We start from the raw sequence: 16,888 nt of genomic DNA, 5'->3' as shown, positions 1-16,888 counted from the left end.
TGCCGGTTGTCGCGGAGAGCCGGATCGGCTGCGGTGCCGAGTTCTGGTCCCCGGCGAATGCGACGCTGGCATTGGTAAAAGCCCACTCGGCCCAAGTCCAAATAAGGGATGTACTAAACGCCATGGCAGTACGTACGCGGGCATCCCGAGCGAGGCGACCTATTCGGGCATAAGGGGCCTGAAGAGGGCTACTAAGCGGGGTGGTATGTGACGTGGCTCCTATGCGCCGCTTCACATTCCGGCCGCCCGTTTTCGACGCGCGGTGACCGCCCGTACACGCATTCAGTGCGGCGCCGGGGGGTGTTCGGGAGGCGTGTCCGAGGGTCCTCTGCGAGGCGGTGGCGGCGGGGGCCGCGGTGCCGGGTCCCGGCCGTCCGCGGGCGGCGGCCGCCCGTAACAATGGGCCGGTGAACCTCCAGCTTCTCGACCCGGATCTGCAGCACTGGCTGGACCTCGTCGGAATTTTCGTCTTCGCCATCTCGGGCGCGCTGCTCGCCGTCCGCAAGAACTTCGACGTCTTCGGAATGGCCGTGCTCGCCGAGGTCACCGGGCTCGGAGGGGGGCTTTTCCGCGACGTGGTGATCGGTGCGGTGCCGCCCGCCGCCTTCACCGACGCCGGCTACTTCCACGCCCCGCTCATCGCGACGGTCCTGGTCTTCTTCCTCCATCCGCACGTGGAGCGCATCAACAAGGCGGTCAACGTCTTCGACGCGGCGGGGCTGGGGCTTTTCTGCGTCGTGGGGACGGTCAAGGCGCACGAGTACGGGCTGGGTCTCTTCGCCTCGGCCGTGCTCGGCCTGGCCACGGCGGCGGGCGGCGGAGTGCTGCGGGACGTCCTGGCGAACGAGGTGCCGTCCCTGCTGCGCTGGGACCGCGACCTCTACGCGGTGCCGGCGATCATCGGCGCCACCGTCACGGCGCTGCTGCTGGGTGCCGGCGCGCTCAACGCGACGACGATGCCGTTGGCGGCCGCTCTCGCGTTCCTGGTGCGGCTGCTGGCCATGCGGTACGGCTGGCGCGCTCCGCGGGCCTGGCACCGGCGCTCACAGGTCGAGGACGCGGGCCCCAACACCTGACGGGCCGCCCGGTCCGCCCGGTCCGCCGCGGCCGGGGTCTGCTGTCCGGTGGCGCGGGTACGCCACCCCGCAAGCTTTACTGACTGGTAACTTCTCCGTGTACGGTACTCGTATGTCCGACACCTGCACCGAAGCCACCCTCAGCGAGTTCGACCGGGACACCGCCGTGAGGCTGCGCGAACCCGGTGTCCACGACGTGCACCTCTCCGCGGGCTGGGCCATCGGCCACGCCCTCAACGGCGGCTACCTGCTCGCCGTCGCCGGGCGGGCCCTCGGTGAGACGCTGCCGCACCCCGACCCGTTCACGATCACCGCGCACTACTTCTCCGCGAGCACCCCCGGCCCCGCCGTCGTCCGCTCGGAGACCGCCCGGACAGGGCGCACGCTCTCCTCGGGCTCGGCCGGGCTCTTCCAGGCCGGCCCCGACGGCCGGGAAGTCGAACGCATCCGCGTCCTGGCCACCTACGGAGACCTGGACACCGTCACGGACGACGTGCGCACCAGCGCCCGCCCGCCGGCCATGCCGCCCCGCGAGCAGTGCTTCAGCGCGCACGACAACCCGGCCGGACCGGAAGCCGGCCCCGAGATGGGCAAGCGCCTCGACCTCCGGCTCGACCCCGCCACCTGCGGCTGGGCGGTCGGAGCCCCCAGCGGCCGCGGCGAGATGCGTGCCTGGTTCGGCCTCGCCGACGGACGGGACGCCGACCCGCTCTCCCTGCTGATGGCGGTGGACGCCCTGCCGCCCACGGCCTTCGAGCTGGGGCTCAGCGGCTGGGTGCCCACCGTCGAGCTCACGGCACACGTCCGGGCCCGTCCCGCGCCCGGGCCCCTCCGCGTCTCCGTCATCACCGCGAACCTGGCCGGGGGCTTCCTGGAGGAGGACGTGGAGATCTGGGACAGCGCCGACCGCCTGGTGGCCCAGTCGCGGCAGCTCGCGCGCGCGAAGGCCTGAGACGCCGCGGACGGGCCTCTCGCACCCCGCGTCCGCGCCGCGCGTCAGCTGACGCCGGTGGCGGCCGTCTCCCCGTCTCCGGCCGGGACGGGGCGACGCGGCTGCGCCCGGACGGCCCCGGGCGGCGCGGGTTCCGCGGCCGGCGCCGGTGGGACATGCCCGCGGGGCCGCGTCGGCGCCGCGCCCGGGGGGTCGGCGAGGGGGGCCGGGCCGCCGAAGAACCACCCCATGCGCGGCTCCACCAGCCATCGGACGGCCCTGCGTACGGGTGCCGTGCACAGGGCCGTCATCGCCGCTCCCGCGACGAGCGTGACGCCGATCCGCACGAGCCGACTGCCGGCCCACGGCGTCTCGTACCAGCCGAGATGCTCGGAGAGCCGTACCGGGAAGATGTGCAGCAGGTAGGCGCAGAGCGTCCCCGCGCCCAGCGCGGTGAACCACGTGCGCCGCCGAGGCACCCAGGCCAGGAAGCAGACGGTCGTCACCAGGGCGCACGCGTAGGAACCCAGCGTCATCAGGGCTCCCGCCCAGGCGGGCAGGCCCAGCCCCTGCGCGTCCTGGTCGTGCAGCAAGGGCGCCGCGGAGATGAACGGCACCGCGGCGTACGAGACGAGCAGGGCCGACGCCGCCACGGGCAGGGCAAGCAGGCGGACCCGGCGCCCTCGGACGGCCGTCAGGTGCTCCGGCCGCAGCAGCAGCCCCAGCACGAAGAAGGGGAGGAACTGCGCGACGCGCATCAGGCTCAGGTCGTCGTCCACGCTGGGCGTCACGCTCGCCGCCACGCCCACGGTCACCGCGACGGGCAGGGGGTGGCGCAGCACTCTCCACAGCGGGGTCGTCACCCGCCACAGGAAGAGCGCGACGAGGAACCACAGCGCGAACCCCGGCTCCTGGTACCGCAGTTCGCGGCCGGGGTCCGTGACGTGGCGGGCGTAGAGCGTGTAGAGCGTCTGGAAGGCGAGGTACGGGGCGAGAACGCCCGTGACCAGCCGCCTGATCTGCCGCGGGCGGCCCTCGAAACCGCGCGAGGGGTAGCCGGAGACGACGATGAACGCCGGCATGTGGAAGGTGTACAGCAGGTAGTAGAGGGCGCTGGCGACGCGGCTGCCCTCGGTGAGCGGTGCCCAGACGTGCCCGACGGCGACGAGGACGACCGTCAGGTACTTCGCGTTGTCCAGATACGGGTCGCGTCCGCCGGCCCGTCCGCCCGGCCCGGCCTGCGGCGTCCGCACCCGGCGGTCCGGCGTTTCCGGCGGTCCGGGTGCGGGAGGGGGAGGTGCAGTGCAGTGCGGAGCGGGGGCAGGGGCGCCCGCTCGACGACGACCCGCGGCATGACCGGCACGCTAGGAGCGGGCCGCGCCGTGTGAAGTTTTTCTGTGTGAAGCGGCGGTTCCGGTGGGGGAGTCGAGGTGTTGCGGGTACCTTCCGGGATGCCGGAGCCCGGGCCGGCGGATCTGCGGGCCGCGGGTGCGTACGGTCAGTCGCGGAGGAAGTCCAGCAGCGCCGCGGTGAGGGCGGCCGGTGCGTCCTCCTGCACGAGGTGCCCGGCGCCCTCGACGAAACGCAGCCGGGCGTCCGGAATCAGCCCGGCCAGCTTGTGGGCCCGGTCGACGGGGATCCACGTGTCGTCCGTGCCCCAGCAGACCAGCACGGGCAGCTCCAACTCCCCGTAACGGCCCTCGACCTCGTCCGTCCAGCGCTGGTCGTTCTGCGCGATCTGCCGGTAGAAGGCGCTCTGCCCGTCCTCGCCGAGCCACGGCGCGGCGAGCCCGTCCAGCACCCTCGGGTGGAGGCCGGCCGCGCTGGCCGAGGTGATGTACTCCCGGACCAGCGCCTCGTGCAGCGCGGGCGGCAGCTGCTCGAACACCCCGGCGTGGCCGCCGAGCAGCCGGTACGACGGGGAGCCCCAGGGCGCCAGCGCCACGACGTCGACGAGCGCGAGCCGTGCGTAGCGCGCGCCGTGCAGCAGGTGGGCGCGGAGGGCGACGCAGCCGCCGAAGTCGTGCGCCAGGACGGCGGGACGGCGACTTCCTGCGGCGTCCTCCCCGTGCAGGCCCCAGTGTTCGAGGAGTTCGGCGAAGACGCGCCCCTGAGCCGCGAGGGAGACGTCCTGGCCGTCGTACTTCGCGGAGGATCCGTAACCCGGCATGTCCCAGAAGTGGACCCGGAAGCGCTGGGCGAGAGCGCGGGCCACGCCGCGCCAGGTGTAGGAGGACCACGGCGTCCCGTGGAGGAGCACCACCGGCGGCCCCTCCTCCGGGCCGAGGACGCCCCAGCGGACGACGCCGGAGGAGGTGTCGAAAGTGCGGTCCAGAGCGCCGGTCCAGTCGTCGGTCATCCGCTCAGTCTCGGTCACGGGACCGGTGCACGGCCAGCCCCGGTGCCGGTGGCCCGCTGCCCTCGGGCGAGTACGCGGAGTACAGGGCCGGGGCGTCCGCTGCGGTATGAATTGCCCGCGCTCATCCGGTTACACGGTCGGTGGGAACACAGGGCCGGCCGAGAGAAAGCGAGACAGCCGTGACGTATGCAGTGAAGAGCACGCTTCCGGACGACGACCTCAAGACCGTGGGTGAGGCATTGCAGGGTGCTCTCGTCGACCTCGTCGACCTCTCCCTCGTGGCCAAGCAGATCCACTGGAACGTGGTGGGACCGCGGTTCCGCTCGATACATCTGCAGCTCGACGAGGTCGTCGACACAGCCCGCAGCTACTCCGACAAGGTCGCGGAGCGGGCGTCGGCGCTCGGTCTGCCGCCGGACGGCCGCTCGTCCACCGTGTCGTCGGCGAGCGGCATCGAGCGGGTCAAGGAGGGCTGGCAGCCCGACAACGAGGCCGTCGGCACGATGGTCGCCGCCCTCGAAGCGGTGATCGCGGGCGCCCGGGAACGCATGGCGTCGGTGAGCGAGCCCGACCCGGTGACGGAGGACATCTTCATCCAGCTCACCGGCGACCTGGAGAAGCACCGCTGGATGTTCCAGGCCGAGAACGGCAGCTGAGCCGTACGCCCTTCCCGGCTCCGCGTCCCACGCGGCGCCCGCCGCCGCCCGGGCAGGTGCCCCGCACCGCGCCCGGGCGGCTTGCGGCCGAGGCTGCGGGACGGGGGCGGAAGGGACCGTCCGCCCCCGGCTCAGCCCGCGGGCTCGTCCGCTTCGCGCCGGGCGCCGTCCTCCGTCCCCGGCACCTCCGGGACCGGGGTGAAGTGGGTGAAGTCCTCGGGGACTCCCACGTGTTCGGCTCCGTCGTCGTCGCGGTAGCGCCACGCGAAGGGCACACCCCGCGCGAGGGCCAGGTCGGGCCCGTCCATCAGCTGGAAGTGCAGGTGCGGCTCGGAGGAGTTGCCCGAGTTGCCGCACTCGGCGAGCTGCTGGCCGGCGGTGACCCGGTCGCCCGCCGAGACCCGCACGGAGTCCCGCCGCAGGTGCGCGAAGACCGCGTGCACGCCGTCGCCGACGTCCAGTACGACGTGGTTGCCGAAGACGCGGCGCGGGTGGCCCGCGCCGCGCACGTACCCCTCCAGGTAGAGGTAGACCATGCCGGGCAGTGAGGTGCGCGTGAGGTGGTCGCGCTGCCCCTCGGAGACCGCGACGACCGTTCCGTCCACCGGGGCCGGCAGCGGCGTCCCGAAGGTGGGGTAGGCGTCCGGCCGGCGGGCGAGGGGGCGGAACCGTGCGGAGGGCGGTGCCGCCTGCGCGGAGTCATCGTCTTCGGCGGGGGTGAACAGCAGGTCGACGGCGTACGTCTGGGCGTTGCCGTGCGTGTGGCTCGGCACCTTCGTGCCCGGTCCGTTGACGGCCATGAGGCGCCCGGTGAGCGATACCGGCAGCAGCACCGGCTCCCGCTCGCCCTTCGGGCGCTGGCGGAACGTCAGGAACGCGCCCAGTACGAGGTTCACCGCCACCAGTGCGACGCCGGTGAACCAGAGCGGGCCGAACCCCCGCCCGTTGACGAGGATGCACAGCGCTCCCGCCGGGAACAGCAGGCCGTGCCGCTTCGCCAGGACGGCCAGCAGACCACGGGCCCGTGTCACTTGGCCGGAGGGGCCGACGGGGGAGGCCCGAACGAGCCGCCGGGGGGTTCCGGGTCCTTCTGCAGCGGCGGGCCGGAGGGCTGCGGAGGAGCCCCCGGAGGCGGTCCGGCAGGCTGCGGCGGCGTTCCCGGCGGGGGGCCCGCCGGCTGCGGAGGGGCGCCGGGCGGGGGGCCGTAGGGCTGGGGCGGGGCTCCGGCCGGGGGCTGCGGCGGCCCGTACGGCTGGGGCTGCCCCGGGTGCTGCTGCGGCGCTCCGTAGGGCGCCGGCCCCGCGCCGAACGGAGCCCCCTGCTGCATGGGGGCGCCCTGTGGCCAGGGCGCGCCCCCGTGGACGGGTGCCCCCGGCTGTGCGGGCACACCGGGCCGCATCGCCAGCACGAGCAGGACCGCGCCCCCGACCAGCAGGATCACCTGGTAGAGGACGTTGAAGTAGCTGATGGCCGGCGTACCGGCCCGCGTGAGGAGGCCCGACGAGAGCTGGGCCCACAGGCCGAGCAGCGCGGGGGGCATCCCGATGAGCGCCGCGCCCGTCGTGAATCCGCGCGCGGAGAGGCCCCGGGTGATCGCGAGAAGACCGGCGACCCCGCTGACGGCCATGATCGTCAGCCAGATCCAGACCGCGGAGATACCGAGGATCGCCTGCAGCCCGGCCACTCCGATGAAGGAGCGGCTCCAGATGCCGATGCCCAGCTCGGAGAGCATGTGGATGTTCCAGCCGATGTTGAAGAGCACCTCCAGCCCGAAGAAGACGGCCGCTGCGGCGACATGGGCGCCGACGGGCCGCTGCGGCATCTCGCTGGGCAGGGGCGGCTCCGCGAACGGCGGCGTCTGCGGCGGCTGGATCATGTACGGCTGGGGCGGTCCGAAGGGGGGCGCCTGTCCGGGCGCGCCCGCTCCCCAAGGACCTTGGGGCTGCTGCTGCGCGGGCGCCCAGGGCTTGAGCCCCGCCAGCAAAATCAGCGCCAGCGCGAAACTGAGGATCGCGACCACCAGGGACGTGCCCGCGGCCACGTATCCGGCGCCCTCGGTGTCGAAGGAGCGGTCCAGGAAGACCGGTTCGCCCTCGTCGTGCAGCACCACGTGCCAGAGCACGGGCAGCCGGTAGGCGAAGGTGTGAACCGTCGAGCACGCCAGGAGGCCGCCGGCCGTCCAGGCGCCGGTGAACGCGGCGAAGGTGGCGGCCAGCTGCAGCAGCAGGAGGCCGAGGTCCAGGGTCGACGTCGCCGGCAGTTCGAGGGCGCTCGACGTTCCGACGGGAGCGGCGCCCGTCCACACGTCCCACAGGGCCCCGGCACCCAGTTCGGCGACGTCGCGCACGATCCAGAGCAGCGTGTGCAGCGCGAAGAGGAGGCTGAAGACACCCCCCGTGACGCGTGCGCCCTTGGTCAGAACCCGCACCTGTGGCATTCGGCCATCCCCCCTAGCCCCCAGTGGAATACGTCCGGCCGTACGGACGTTGTCGTCGGCTGTGCCCGGATACCGGCGCCAGAGAACGTGCCGGACGGGCGAGAACAGCCCGGCGGGAGCGTACCGCTGGTGAGTGGTCCGGCACACGTCCGGGTCCGGCAACCGCCGGGTCCCGCGCGCGGAGCCCGGACCGCGCTGTGCCCGTCCGTCCAGCCGCTCGTAGAATCGAGGCATCATGGCCCGCTCCGCCTACCTCGACCACGCTGCGACCACGCCCATGCTCCCCGAGGCGGTGCAGACGATGGCCGCCCAGCTCGCCGTCACCGGGAACGCCTCGTCGCTGCACGGCTCGGGGCGCCGCGCGCGGCGCACGGTGGAGGAGTCGCGTGAGGCGCTCGCCGCTTCGGTGGGGGCGCGTCCCAGCGAGGTCGTCTTCACGGCCGGCGGCACCGAGGCCGACAACCTCGCGGTGAAGGGCCTGTTCTGGGCCCGCCGCGACAGCGACCCGGCCCGTACGCGGATCCTGGCGAGCCCCGTCGAGCACCACGCCGTACTGGACACCGTCCACTGGCTCGCCGACCACGAGGGCGCCGACGTGGAGTGGCTGCCCGTCGACGCCCACGGCCGGGTGCATCCGGAGGCGCTGCGGGACGCGATCGAGCGGGACCCGGCGACCGTGGCGCTGGCCACGGTGATGTGGGCGAACAACGAGATCGGCACCGTCATGCCGGTCGCACGCCTCGCAGAGGTGGCAGCCGAGTTCGGCGTGCCGCTGCACGCGGACTCCGTGCAGGCCGTCGGGCAGACCGAGGTGGACTTCGCCGCCTCCGGCCTGGCCGCGCTGACCCTGACCGGCCACAAGATCGGCGGCCCGTACGGGGTGGGCGCGCTGCTGCTGCGCCGCGAGCAGACGCCCGTGCCGCTCCTGCACGGCGGCGGCCAGGAGCGCGACGTACGGTCCGGGACGCTGGACGTGCCCGCGATCGCCGCCTTCGCGACGGCCGCCGAACTCGCCGCCGAGGGCCGCCCCCGTTTCGAGCGCGAGATCGGGGCGCTGCGGGACAAGCTGATCGACCAGGTGCGTACGGCTGTGCCCGACGCCGTGCTCAACGGCGACCCCGATCCGGCCGGGCGGCTCCCGGGCAACGCCCACTTCTCCTTCCCCGGCTGCGAGGGCGACTCCCTGCTGCTCCTGCTGGACGCGCAGGGCATCGAGTGCTCGACGGGCTCCGCCTGCACCGCCGGGATCGCGCAGCCCAGCCACGTGCTCCTCGCGACCGGTTCGGACCCCGCACTCGCGCGGGGCACGCTCCGCTTCTCCCTCGGCCACACCTCGACGGAGGACGACGTGGAGGCCGTGGCCGCCGCCATCGGCCCGGCGGTGGAGCGGGCCCGCGGCGCCGGGCTGAGCTGAGCGGCTCGTCGCCCGGCGTCTGCAGGTCCTGACGCGGGCCGTCGCGCGCGTCGTCACGCGGGCCGGGTTCCGGCCCGTTGCGAGCAGGCTCTGGACGCGCGGCGCCGGGTGCCGTTGACTGATGCGCCGGCAGCGCGGGCGGCGTGCGGCGCGCCGCCGTCGCGTCAGCCCGGGTCAGCCCGGCAACCGGATCGGCCGCGCGGAGCTGCGCCCGGTCCGGCGCGGCGCGCGTCCGGCGCTTCCGCCCCAGAGGAGGCCATCCAGTGGTTGCCGGCGGTGAAGTCCCCGGCCGGGCACGCCCGGTGGGAGGCGCAGCCCGTGACAGCGGTGGCGGCCGTGCACCGGCCGCGAGCCCCGGGCTGCCCGCGTCCGTACGCGTCGGCTACGGCCTGGGCTCCCTCTGTACGGGCACCTTCGCCACCGTGCCGGGGCTGCTGCTGCTCTACTACCTCACGAACGTCATGGCCGTCCCCGCCGCCGCCGCGGGGGTGGCCCTCTTCCTGCCCAAGGCATGGGACGTACTGATCAACCCCGTGGTCGGCGCCCTCTCCGACCGCAGCCGGTTCCGGGGCGGGCCGCGCCGCCCGTTCCTGCTGGCCGGGGCGTGCACGCTGCCGCCGCTCTTCGCGCTGATCTTCGCCGCTCCGCCGCTGCGCGGCATGGCCGCCGCGGGATACGCCGCGCTGCTCTTCCTGCTCGCGGCCACCGCGTACGCCGTCTTCCAGGTCCCGTACGTGACGATGCCCGCGGAGATGACGGACGATACCGAGGAGCGCGGCAGGGTCCTCGGCTGGCGCGTCGCCTTCCTCGGGTCCGCGATCCTGCTGTCGGGCGCGGTGGCGCCGGCGATCGCCCACGCGGGCGGCCGTGACGTGCCGTCGGGCTACCGGCTGATGGGCCTCGCCGTGGCCGCGCTGCTCGCGGCCGGGATGTTCGGGGCGTGGTTCGCGACGCGCCGGGCGCCGGTCGTCACGCGGAGCACCGCGGAACCCTCCCTGCGGGGGCAGTTGGCGGCGGCACGCGGGAACCGGCCCTTCCTCCACCTCGCCGGGATGTGGACCGCGCAGGCGCTCGCCGTCGGCGTGATGCTCGCGGGAGTGCAGTACTTCGCGACGTACGTCCTCGGGTCGGCGGGCGCCGTCACGCCGCTGTTCGCCTGCATGATCGGCCCGCTGGCGCTCGTCATGCCGCTGTGGAACCGGCTGGCACGCAGCCGGGGGGTCAAGTCGGCCCAGTTCTGGGCCAGTTCGCTCTTCCTCACGGCGGCGGCAGCTCTCGTCGCGACGCCGTGGGCCGGGCCGTGGACCGCGTACGGGGCCGTCGCCGCCGTCGGTGTCGCCTACGGCGGGCTGCAGTTGCTGCCGCTGCGCATGCTGGCGGACAACCTCGCCGCCGACGCGGCCCGTACGGGACGCCGACGCGCCGCGACCTTCACGGGGTTGTGGACGGCCGCCGAGACGCTGGCCTTCGCGCTCGGCGCGGGGGCCTTCGCGGCGGTGCTCGCCGTGACCGGCTTCCGCTCCTCCGAGGCCGGGCACCAGGCGGCCCAGCCCGGTTCCGCGCTCACCGGCATCACCCTGGGGATGAGCCTGCTGCCCGCCGCGCTGGCGGCGGTGAGCCTGTGGCTCCTGCACCGCTACGAGGAACACCCCGCCGGCGCCCCTTCCGCCCCCGGGGCGGGGCCGCGCGAAGGCGGGCACGACCGTACCGACACACCGGAGGACGAGACCGACCGTGCCGAGTGAACTCCCGCACCCCGCAGACACCCACGCCCCGCCCGCCGCCGGGCAGCCGGCCGCCGGACCGCCGCCCACCGCGCTTCCGGGCGGCCTTCCCGCCGCGGAGGTACTGGAGGAGCTGCGCGCGCTGCGCGGCTCGGACGCCCCCACCCGCGGCGGCCGGACCTTCGCCTACGTCTACGACGCGGGCATCGAGGGCCTCGACGCGCTCGCCGCCGCCGCGTACTCGGAGTACGCGACCGTCAACGGCCTGGACATGACGGTGTTTCCGAGCGTCGCCCGGCTGGAGAACGACCTGATACGCGCCGCCGCCGCCCTCCTCGGCGCGCCCGGCACACAGGGCACGTTCACCAGCGGCGGCACGGAGAGCATCCTGCTGGCCGTCAAGACGGCACGCGACCACGCCCGGGCAGAACGGGGCGTGCGGGAACCGGAGTTGGTGCTGCCCTCCACCGCGCACGCGGCCTTCCACAAGGCGGCGGCCTACCTCGGAGTGGAGCCGGTCGTCGTCCCCGTGGACCGCGGGACCTACCGGGCCGACGCCGAGGCGACGGCCGCCGCCGTCACCGAACGGACCGCCCTGGTCGTCGCGTCGGCGCCTTCGTACGCGCACGGTGTCATCGACCCGGTGGCCCAGATCGCCGGCCTCGCCGCCGACCGCGGAGTGCTCTGCCATGTGGACGCCTGCATCGGAGGCTGGCTCCTGCCCTATCTGCGCCGCGCCGGACGGGAGGTGCCGGACTTCGGGATGACGGTGCCGGGCGTGACGTCGCTCTCCGTCGACCTGCACAAGTACGGATACGCCGACAAGGGCGCGTCCGTGGTGCTCTACCGCGACGCCGAGCTGCGCCGGTACCAGTACTTCGCACACGCCGGCTGGCCCGGGTACCCCGTGGTCAACCCGACCGTCCAGGGCACGAAGGCCGCGGGCCTGCTCGCACAGGCGTGGGCCGTGCTGCGGCACGTGGGGGAGGACGGGTACACGGCGCTGGCGGGTCAGGTCGCCGACGCCTCCGACCGGCTGCTCGCGGGACTGCGGGCGGTCGAGGGCGTCCGCGTGCTGGGCGAACCGGAGGCGGGGCTCGTCGCGTTCACGCTCGCGGCCGCGGAAGACGCGGGCGGGGGAGGGGACTTGAGCCTGCTGCTGCATCTCGCGGACGAGATGCGCGTACGCGGCTGGTACCTGCAGCCGCAGCTCGAGTTCGAGGGGATGCCGCCCAACCTCCATCTGACGCTGACCCCCGCCACGGTCGGTCAAGTCGACGCGCTCCTGGCCGACTTGGCCGAGGCGCTGACCGCGGCACGGGCGCTGCCCCCCGTCCAGGCCGATCCCGGACTGGTCGAACTGGCCGCCGGGCTCGACCCGTCGACGCTGGGGCCGGAGGAGGTCTCGGCCGTCCTGGCGTACGCGGGACTCGGGGGCGGCGAGGACGGCGACGCGCGGCTGCCGCAGCGGATGGCGCCCGTGCTGGTGCTGCTGGACGCCCTGCCGCAGGCACTGCAGGAGCGGCTTCTCTCGGAGTTCGTCGGCTCCGTCTTCCGGATCTGACGGGACGGCGCCGAGTGCGTGGCGCCTGCCCGGCACGGTGTCCGGCCCGCAGGCGTGGGCGCGGCGTGTGAGCAAGCGCATGGCCCCCCTCTGCAACCGCGTGTCTTCACGGCTACGTCCGCTCAGTTGACCGGGTTGCCACCGTGACGGGGGAGCCGTGCGTGACCGGCACGGCGGAGGCTTCCGCGAACGACCGCACAACTCAGAGGGGAAGCATGAAACCGTTGCATCTCAAGGCCGCTGCCGCGCTCGCCCTCGCAGCCCTGGCGGGCGTCGGGTACCAGACGGCGTTCGCCGGCGAGCCGGCCCCCGGCCAGTCTGCCGCTGAGGGGGCGCCCGCCTCGTCAGCCAAGGCCGCCGCCGCGATGGACGTCGACTACTACAGCGAGTCGCTGAGCGCCGAACTCACCGATATCGCGGCCCTGTCGAAGAGCGAGGGCTGGGCGATAGGCACCTCCAGCGAGGACGGCGCCGGCGGCGACCCCGAGCAGGTCCTGCTGCACCGCGACGGAGGCGAGTGGAAGCCGAGCGAGCTGCCGAAGGAGGCGGCGGGAGCGTCGCTGAGCCAGATCGAGGGCTCGGCACCCGACAACGTCTGGCTGTTCGCCACCGAGAACGACCAGTCAGGCTCGCTCGCCTTCCGTTTCGACGGCGAGAAGTGGACGGCGATGCCCGCTCCCGACGCGGAGGGGTCCCCGTCGAACCGCGGGGCGGCCGTCCTCGCGGCCGACGACGCGTGGGTCCTGGGTCACGACAAGAGCGTCCACCACTGGGACGGAACCAAGTGGACCGAGTCGCAACTCCCCGCCGTCGGGCTTTCGTTGGCGGGCGTCAGCCCGGACGACGTCTGGGCGGTCGGCTTCCGCGAGACGTCCGACGACAGCGGACCGCTGAGCCAGCCCGCGGCGATGCACTGGGACGGCGAGGAGTGGAAGCTGGAGAAGACCCCGGAGTACCACTTCCCCGACCCCGCGCCGCCGGAGGAGTCGGCGAGCCTCGACTCCGCCGTCGCCGTCTCCGGGGACGAGGTGTGGGCGGTGGGCACGCACACCTTCAACCACGGCGAGGGCGGCCCCGAGCCGGAGGAGGAGCCGATCCTGTTGCGCTGGGACGGCAAGGAGTGGAAGGAAGGACCGGCCGACGCGGCGGAGAAGGCCTCGGAGGAGTTCGCCCCCGACGGCGCGGGCGGGCTGGTGCTGGGCCGCTACTGGCACATGGCGGCGGACGGCGAGCTGCGGGAGATCGCCAGGCACAAGCCGGTTCCCGGCAGGTCGGGCAAGGTCGAGGAGGTAGACAAGAAGCAGCGCTTCTGGCCCGACGAGACCGTCCACGTCCCCGGTACGAAGCAGGTCTGGAGCACCGGCGTGATCGAGCTCGGAGCCTACGGCGACGCCAACTTCCGCCGGGGCGCGATCCTGAGCTACGACGCCGGGTGAACCGGGGCGCCGGTCACTGAGGCACACGGCAGGCCCGCGGAGGGGCCGTCCGGCTTTCCGCCGGGCGGCCCCTCCGCGCTGAGAGCGGCGCGAACGTCCCGTGGAGGGGACAGCTCGCCCGCAACCGCCGGGAGGGGAGGGGAACACCACCGCTCACGTCAATGGCCCTTTGTGGCTGTGTGATTAACGGCGGCAGGACTCTACCCAGGGGTAGTAACGCGCATTAACGTTCCTCGCACGCTTGCCGCGTCTCACCCCCACAGGAGATCCCGGTGAAACCTTCCCGCGCTCCGTCCGGCAGAGCCCGCTCCGCGAGGGCAGCCGCCACCCGGGCCAGGGCCGCACTCACACGAGCCCTCACCCCGAAAGCGCACACCCCGAAGTCGCTTGCGGTGAGGACCTCTTCGACGAGGTCCGCTGCGACGAAGGCCAGGGCCGTCACGGTCGGTGTGGCCGCCGCCGCGCTGCTCGCCCCCCTCGTCAGCGGTTCCGCGCCGGCGTTCGCGGCCGCGGCTGAGAAGAGGGCAGCCGCCGCTGCCGCCGCCGAGGACCCCTGCCAGGGGCAGTGCGGCGACATCCTCCCGGCCGGCCAGAACGGCCACGCCACGCTGGCGGGGATCCTGCTGCACAAGACGATCGGCACCCGCCCGAAGCATTCGGCCGACCAACTGGCCCCGTACGACGACCTGTTGCACGACTACTCGGGTCTCACCGAGGAGCAGCTCTCCGACTACTTCAACGACGCCTCCTTCGGCGTCCCGGAGGACCAGGTCGAGAGCGTGAAGTCGCCCCGCGACGACGTCACCATCACCCGCGACAAGGCCACCGGCACCCCGCACATCAAGGGGACCACCCGCGCGGGCACCGAGTTCGGGGCCGGATACGCCGCCGGCCAGGACCGCTTGTGGCTCATGGACATCCTGCGGCACGTCGGACGCGGCGAACTGTCCTCGTTCGCGGGCGGCGCGGAGGGCAACAGGTCGCTGGAGCAGAGCCTGTGGGCGGTGGCGCCGTACTCCGAGCAGGACCTGGAGAACCAGGTCGAGCGGATACGCAACTCCGGCAAGCGCGGCGCCCAGGCGTACGAGGACATCCAGAACTACGTCAGCGGCATCAACGAGTTCATCGACGACACCGTCGGAGCGCTCAACTACCCCGGCGAGTACGTGCTGACCGGCCACGGCTCGAAGATCGCCGATTTCAAGATCACCGACGTCGTCGCCATCGCGTCCGTCATCGGCTCGATCTTCGGCAACGGCGGTGGCGGCGAAGTCGGCAACGCCCTGGCCGAGTTGGCGTTCGAGAGCCAGTACGGCAAGGCGGACGGCGAGAAGGCGTACGCCGCCTGGCGCGCCCAGAACGACTCCGAGGCCACGACCACCGTGCACGGTAAGGAGTTCCCGTACGCGGAGTCGCCGAGCGACCCCAAGGGCGTCGCCACCCCTGAAGCGGGATCGGTCACGGCCTTCGACCACTCCCAGAACGAGACCGGCACCGGGAGCGAGAAGGCGGCCGGGAAGGAGAAGAAGCAGGGCGTCCTGCCCGCCGACCTGATCACGTCGAAGAAGGGCATGTCCAACGCCCTCGTGGTCTCCGGAGAGCACACCGCATCCGGCAACCCCATCGCCGTCTACGGGCCGCAGACCGCCTACTACTCGCCGCAGATCATGATGGTACAGGAGCTCGACGGCCCGGGGCTCCGCTCCCGCGGTGCGTCCTTCCCCGGCCTCAGCTTCTACGTCGAACTCGGCCGCGGACTCGACTACTCGTGGAGCGCCACCTCCGCGAGCCAGGACATCACCGACACCTTCGCGGTCGAACTCTGCGAGGAGTCCGGCGAGGAACCCACCACCGACTCGCGCAGCTACATGTTCCGCGGCAAGTGCACGCCCTTCGAGAAGCTGACCAAGCACAACGAGTGGAAACCCACCCTCGCCGACTCGACGGAGGCCGGGTCGTACGACCTGGTGAGCCTGCGGTCGGCGTACGGCCTGGTCAGCCACACCGGCACCGTGAAGGGCAAGCCCGTCGCCTTCACGGCGCTGCGCTCCACGTACCAGCACGACGCCGACTCGGTCATCGGCTTCCAGAAGTTCAACGACCCGTCGGCGATCACCTCCGCGGCCAGCTTCCAGGAGGCGGCGCAGGACATCGGCTACACCTTCAACTGGTTCTACGCGGACGCCGAGCACACCGCCTACTACAACTCCGGTACGAATCCCGTCCGTTCGCCGGGCACCGACCCCGACAAGCCGATCCTCGCGACGGCCGCGAACGAATGGAAGGACTGGGACCCGACGACCAACACGTCGGCCGTCACCCCGCCCGCGGAGCACCCGCAGTCGGTCGACCAGGGGTACTACGTCAACTGGAACAACAAGCAGGCCAAGAGCTTCACCTCGGGCTGGGGCAGCGGCTCCGTCCACCGGGGCGACCTGCTCGACAAGCGGGTCTCCGCACTCGTCGAGAAGGGCGGAGTGACGCGCGCCGACCTCGTCAAGGCCATGGAGGAGGCCGCCGTCGCCGACCTGCGGGCGGAGAAGGTGCTCCCCGAACTCCTCGACGTCATCGGCTCCGGCGAGATCACCGACCCCGAACAGGCCGCGGCAGTCGAGAAGCTGCGCACCTGGGAGAAGTCGGGATCCCTGCGGCGCGAGGCCGCGAAGGACGACGGCGAGTACGAGCACGCGGAAGCCATCCGGACGCTGGACGCCTGGTGGCCGCTGCTGGTCGAGGGGCAGTTCAAGCCCGTGCTGGGCGAGGACCTCTACAAGTCGCTCACCGGGGTCACCCCCGTGAACGAGTCCCCGTCGGGCGGTCAGAACGGCGGCGGAGGAGGCGGCGGAGGCGTCGGAGGGAGCCAGCCGCACAAGGGTTCCGCGATGCAGCACGGCTGGTGGTCCTTCGTCGAGAAGGACCTGCGGGCGGTGCAGGGCGAGGACGTCGCGTCGCCGCTGGACAGGGAGTACTGCGGCAAGGGCTCGCTCGAGGAGTGCCGGAAGGTGCTGCTGAGCACGCTGTCGGACGCGGTCGCCACCCCCGCCGAGGAGACGTACCCCGGCGACAAGGAGTGCGACGCGGGCGACCAGGTGTGCGCCGACTCGATCGTGCACCGCTCCATGGGCGGCATCACCGTCCCGCGGATCGCCTGGCAGAACCGGCCCACCTACCAGCAGGTGGTCGAGTTCCCCGCCCGCCGCTCGGGGCAGTAGCCCTCGGCGTGTGAGGCCCCCGGCCGTGCCGCCGCCCCTCCGGACACCGGAAGGGGCGGCGGCACGGCCTTCCCGGTCC

12 protein-coding genes are annotated in these 16,888 nt (G+C 73.2%); 8 read left to right on the top strand and 4 right to left on the bottom strand.

What is annotated here, in order from left to right:
- Positions 1-407 precede the first annotated feature (407 nt).
- Entirely contained in the window at positions 408-1,076 is a 669-nt protein-coding gene (locus IEY56_RS11425) for a trimeric intracellular cation channel family protein (RefSeq protein ID WP_189037018.1), read from the top strand.
- Positions 1,077-1,188: 112 nt separating this feature from the next.
- Positions 1,189-2,028 carry a thioesterase family protein gene (locus IEY56_RS11420; RefSeq protein ID WP_189037017.1) on the top strand — a complete coding sequence of 280 codons (840 nt, stop codon included), beginning with the start codon at positions 1,189-1,191 and terminating at the stop codon, positions 2,026-2,028.
- Between the two features lie 44 nt (positions 2,029-2,072).
- Here the strand turns inward: IEY56_RS11420 and IEY56_RS11415 are convergent, their stop codons facing one another.
- Positions 2,073-3,260: an acyltransferase family protein gene (locus IEY56_RS11415; protein ID WP_189037016.1), complete on the bottom strand. Its 1,188-nt coding sequence runs from the start codon at positions 3,258-3,260 to the stop codon at positions 2,073-2,075.
- Positions 3,261-3,505: 245 nt separating this feature from the next.
- Complete coding sequence (locus IEY56_RS11410; protein WP_189037015.1) at positions 3,506-4,366, bottom strand: alpha/beta fold hydrolase; 861 nt, start codon at positions 4,364-4,366, stop codon at positions 3,506-3,508.
- Between the two features lie 179 nt (positions 4,367-4,545).
- Between IEY56_RS11410 and IEY56_RS11405 the strand changes: the two genes are divergently transcribed.
- Complete coding sequence (locus IEY56_RS11405) at positions 4,546-5,022, top strand: Dps family protein (RefSeq protein WP_189037014.1); 477 nt, start codon at positions 4,546-4,548, stop codon at positions 5,020-5,022.
- A gap of 131 nt (positions 5,023-5,153) precedes the next feature.
- On the opposite strand, the gene IEY56_RS11400 is transcribed toward IEY56_RS11405, so the two are convergent.
- Both IEY56_RS11400 and IEY56_RS11395 read right to left on the bottom strand, forming a co-directional pair.
- Positions 5,154-6,053: a murein hydrolase activator EnvC family protein gene (locus IEY56_RS11400; RefSeq protein WP_229711792.1), complete on the bottom strand. Its 900-nt coding sequence runs from the start codon at positions 6,051-6,053 to the stop codon at positions 5,154-5,156.
- Positions 6,050-7,459, bottom strand: a complete 1,410-nt coding sequence (locus IEY56_RS11395) for a hypothetical protein (protein ID WP_189037013.1) — start codon at positions 7,457-7,459, stop codon at positions 6,050-6,052. Before IEY56_RS11395 ends, IEY56_RS11400 begins: the two co-directional genes overlap by 4 nt.
- 235 nt (positions 7,460-7,694) lie before the next feature.
- Between IEY56_RS11395 and IEY56_RS11390 the strand changes: the two genes are divergently transcribed.
- The 5 genes from IEY56_RS11390 to IEY56_RS11370 all read left to right on the top strand — a co-directional run bounded on the left by IEY56_RS11390 (position 7,695) and on the right by IEY56_RS11370 (position 16,809).
- Positions 7,695-8,873, top strand: a complete 1,179-nt coding sequence (locus IEY56_RS11390) for a cysteine desulfurase family protein (protein ID WP_189037012.1) — start codon at positions 7,695-7,697, stop codon at positions 8,871-8,873.
- Positions 8,874-9,175: 302 nt separating this feature from the next.
- Positions 9,176-10,618 carry an MFS transporter gene (locus IEY56_RS11385; protein ID WP_189037077.1) on the top strand — a complete coding sequence of 481 codons (1,443 nt, stop codon included), beginning with the start codon at positions 9,176-9,178 and terminating at the stop codon, positions 10,616-10,618.
- 103 nt (positions 10,619-10,721) lie between these two features.
- Complete coding sequence (locus IEY56_RS11380; protein WP_229711809.1) at positions 10,722-12,161, top strand: pyridoxal phosphate-dependent decarboxylase family protein; 1,440 nt, start codon at positions 10,722-10,724, stop codon at positions 12,159-12,161.
- A 215-nt stretch (positions 12,162-12,376) separates the two neighbouring features.
- Complete coding sequence (locus tag IEY56_RS11375; RefSeq protein WP_189037010.1) at positions 12,377-13,597, top strand: hypothetical protein; 1,221 nt, start codon at positions 12,377-12,379, stop codon at positions 13,595-13,597.
- A gap of 392 nt (positions 13,598-13,989) precedes the next feature.
- Positions 13,990-16,809, top strand: coding sequence for a penicillin acylase family protein (locus IEY56_RS11370; RefSeq protein WP_229711791.1), 2,820 nt, complete (start codon positions 13,990-13,992; stop codon positions 16,807-16,809).
- Positions 16,810-16,888: the final 79 nt, after the last annotated feature.

The sequence above is a fragment of the Streptomyces daqingensis genome (assembly GCF_014645895.1).
Taxonomy (GTDB): domain Bacteria; phylum Actinomycetota; class Actinomycetes; order Streptomycetales; family Streptomycetaceae; genus Streptomyces; species Streptomyces daqingensis.
Note: the sequence above shows the minus strand (reverse complement) of the source record. Positions and strands in the feature narration are given on the sequence as shown.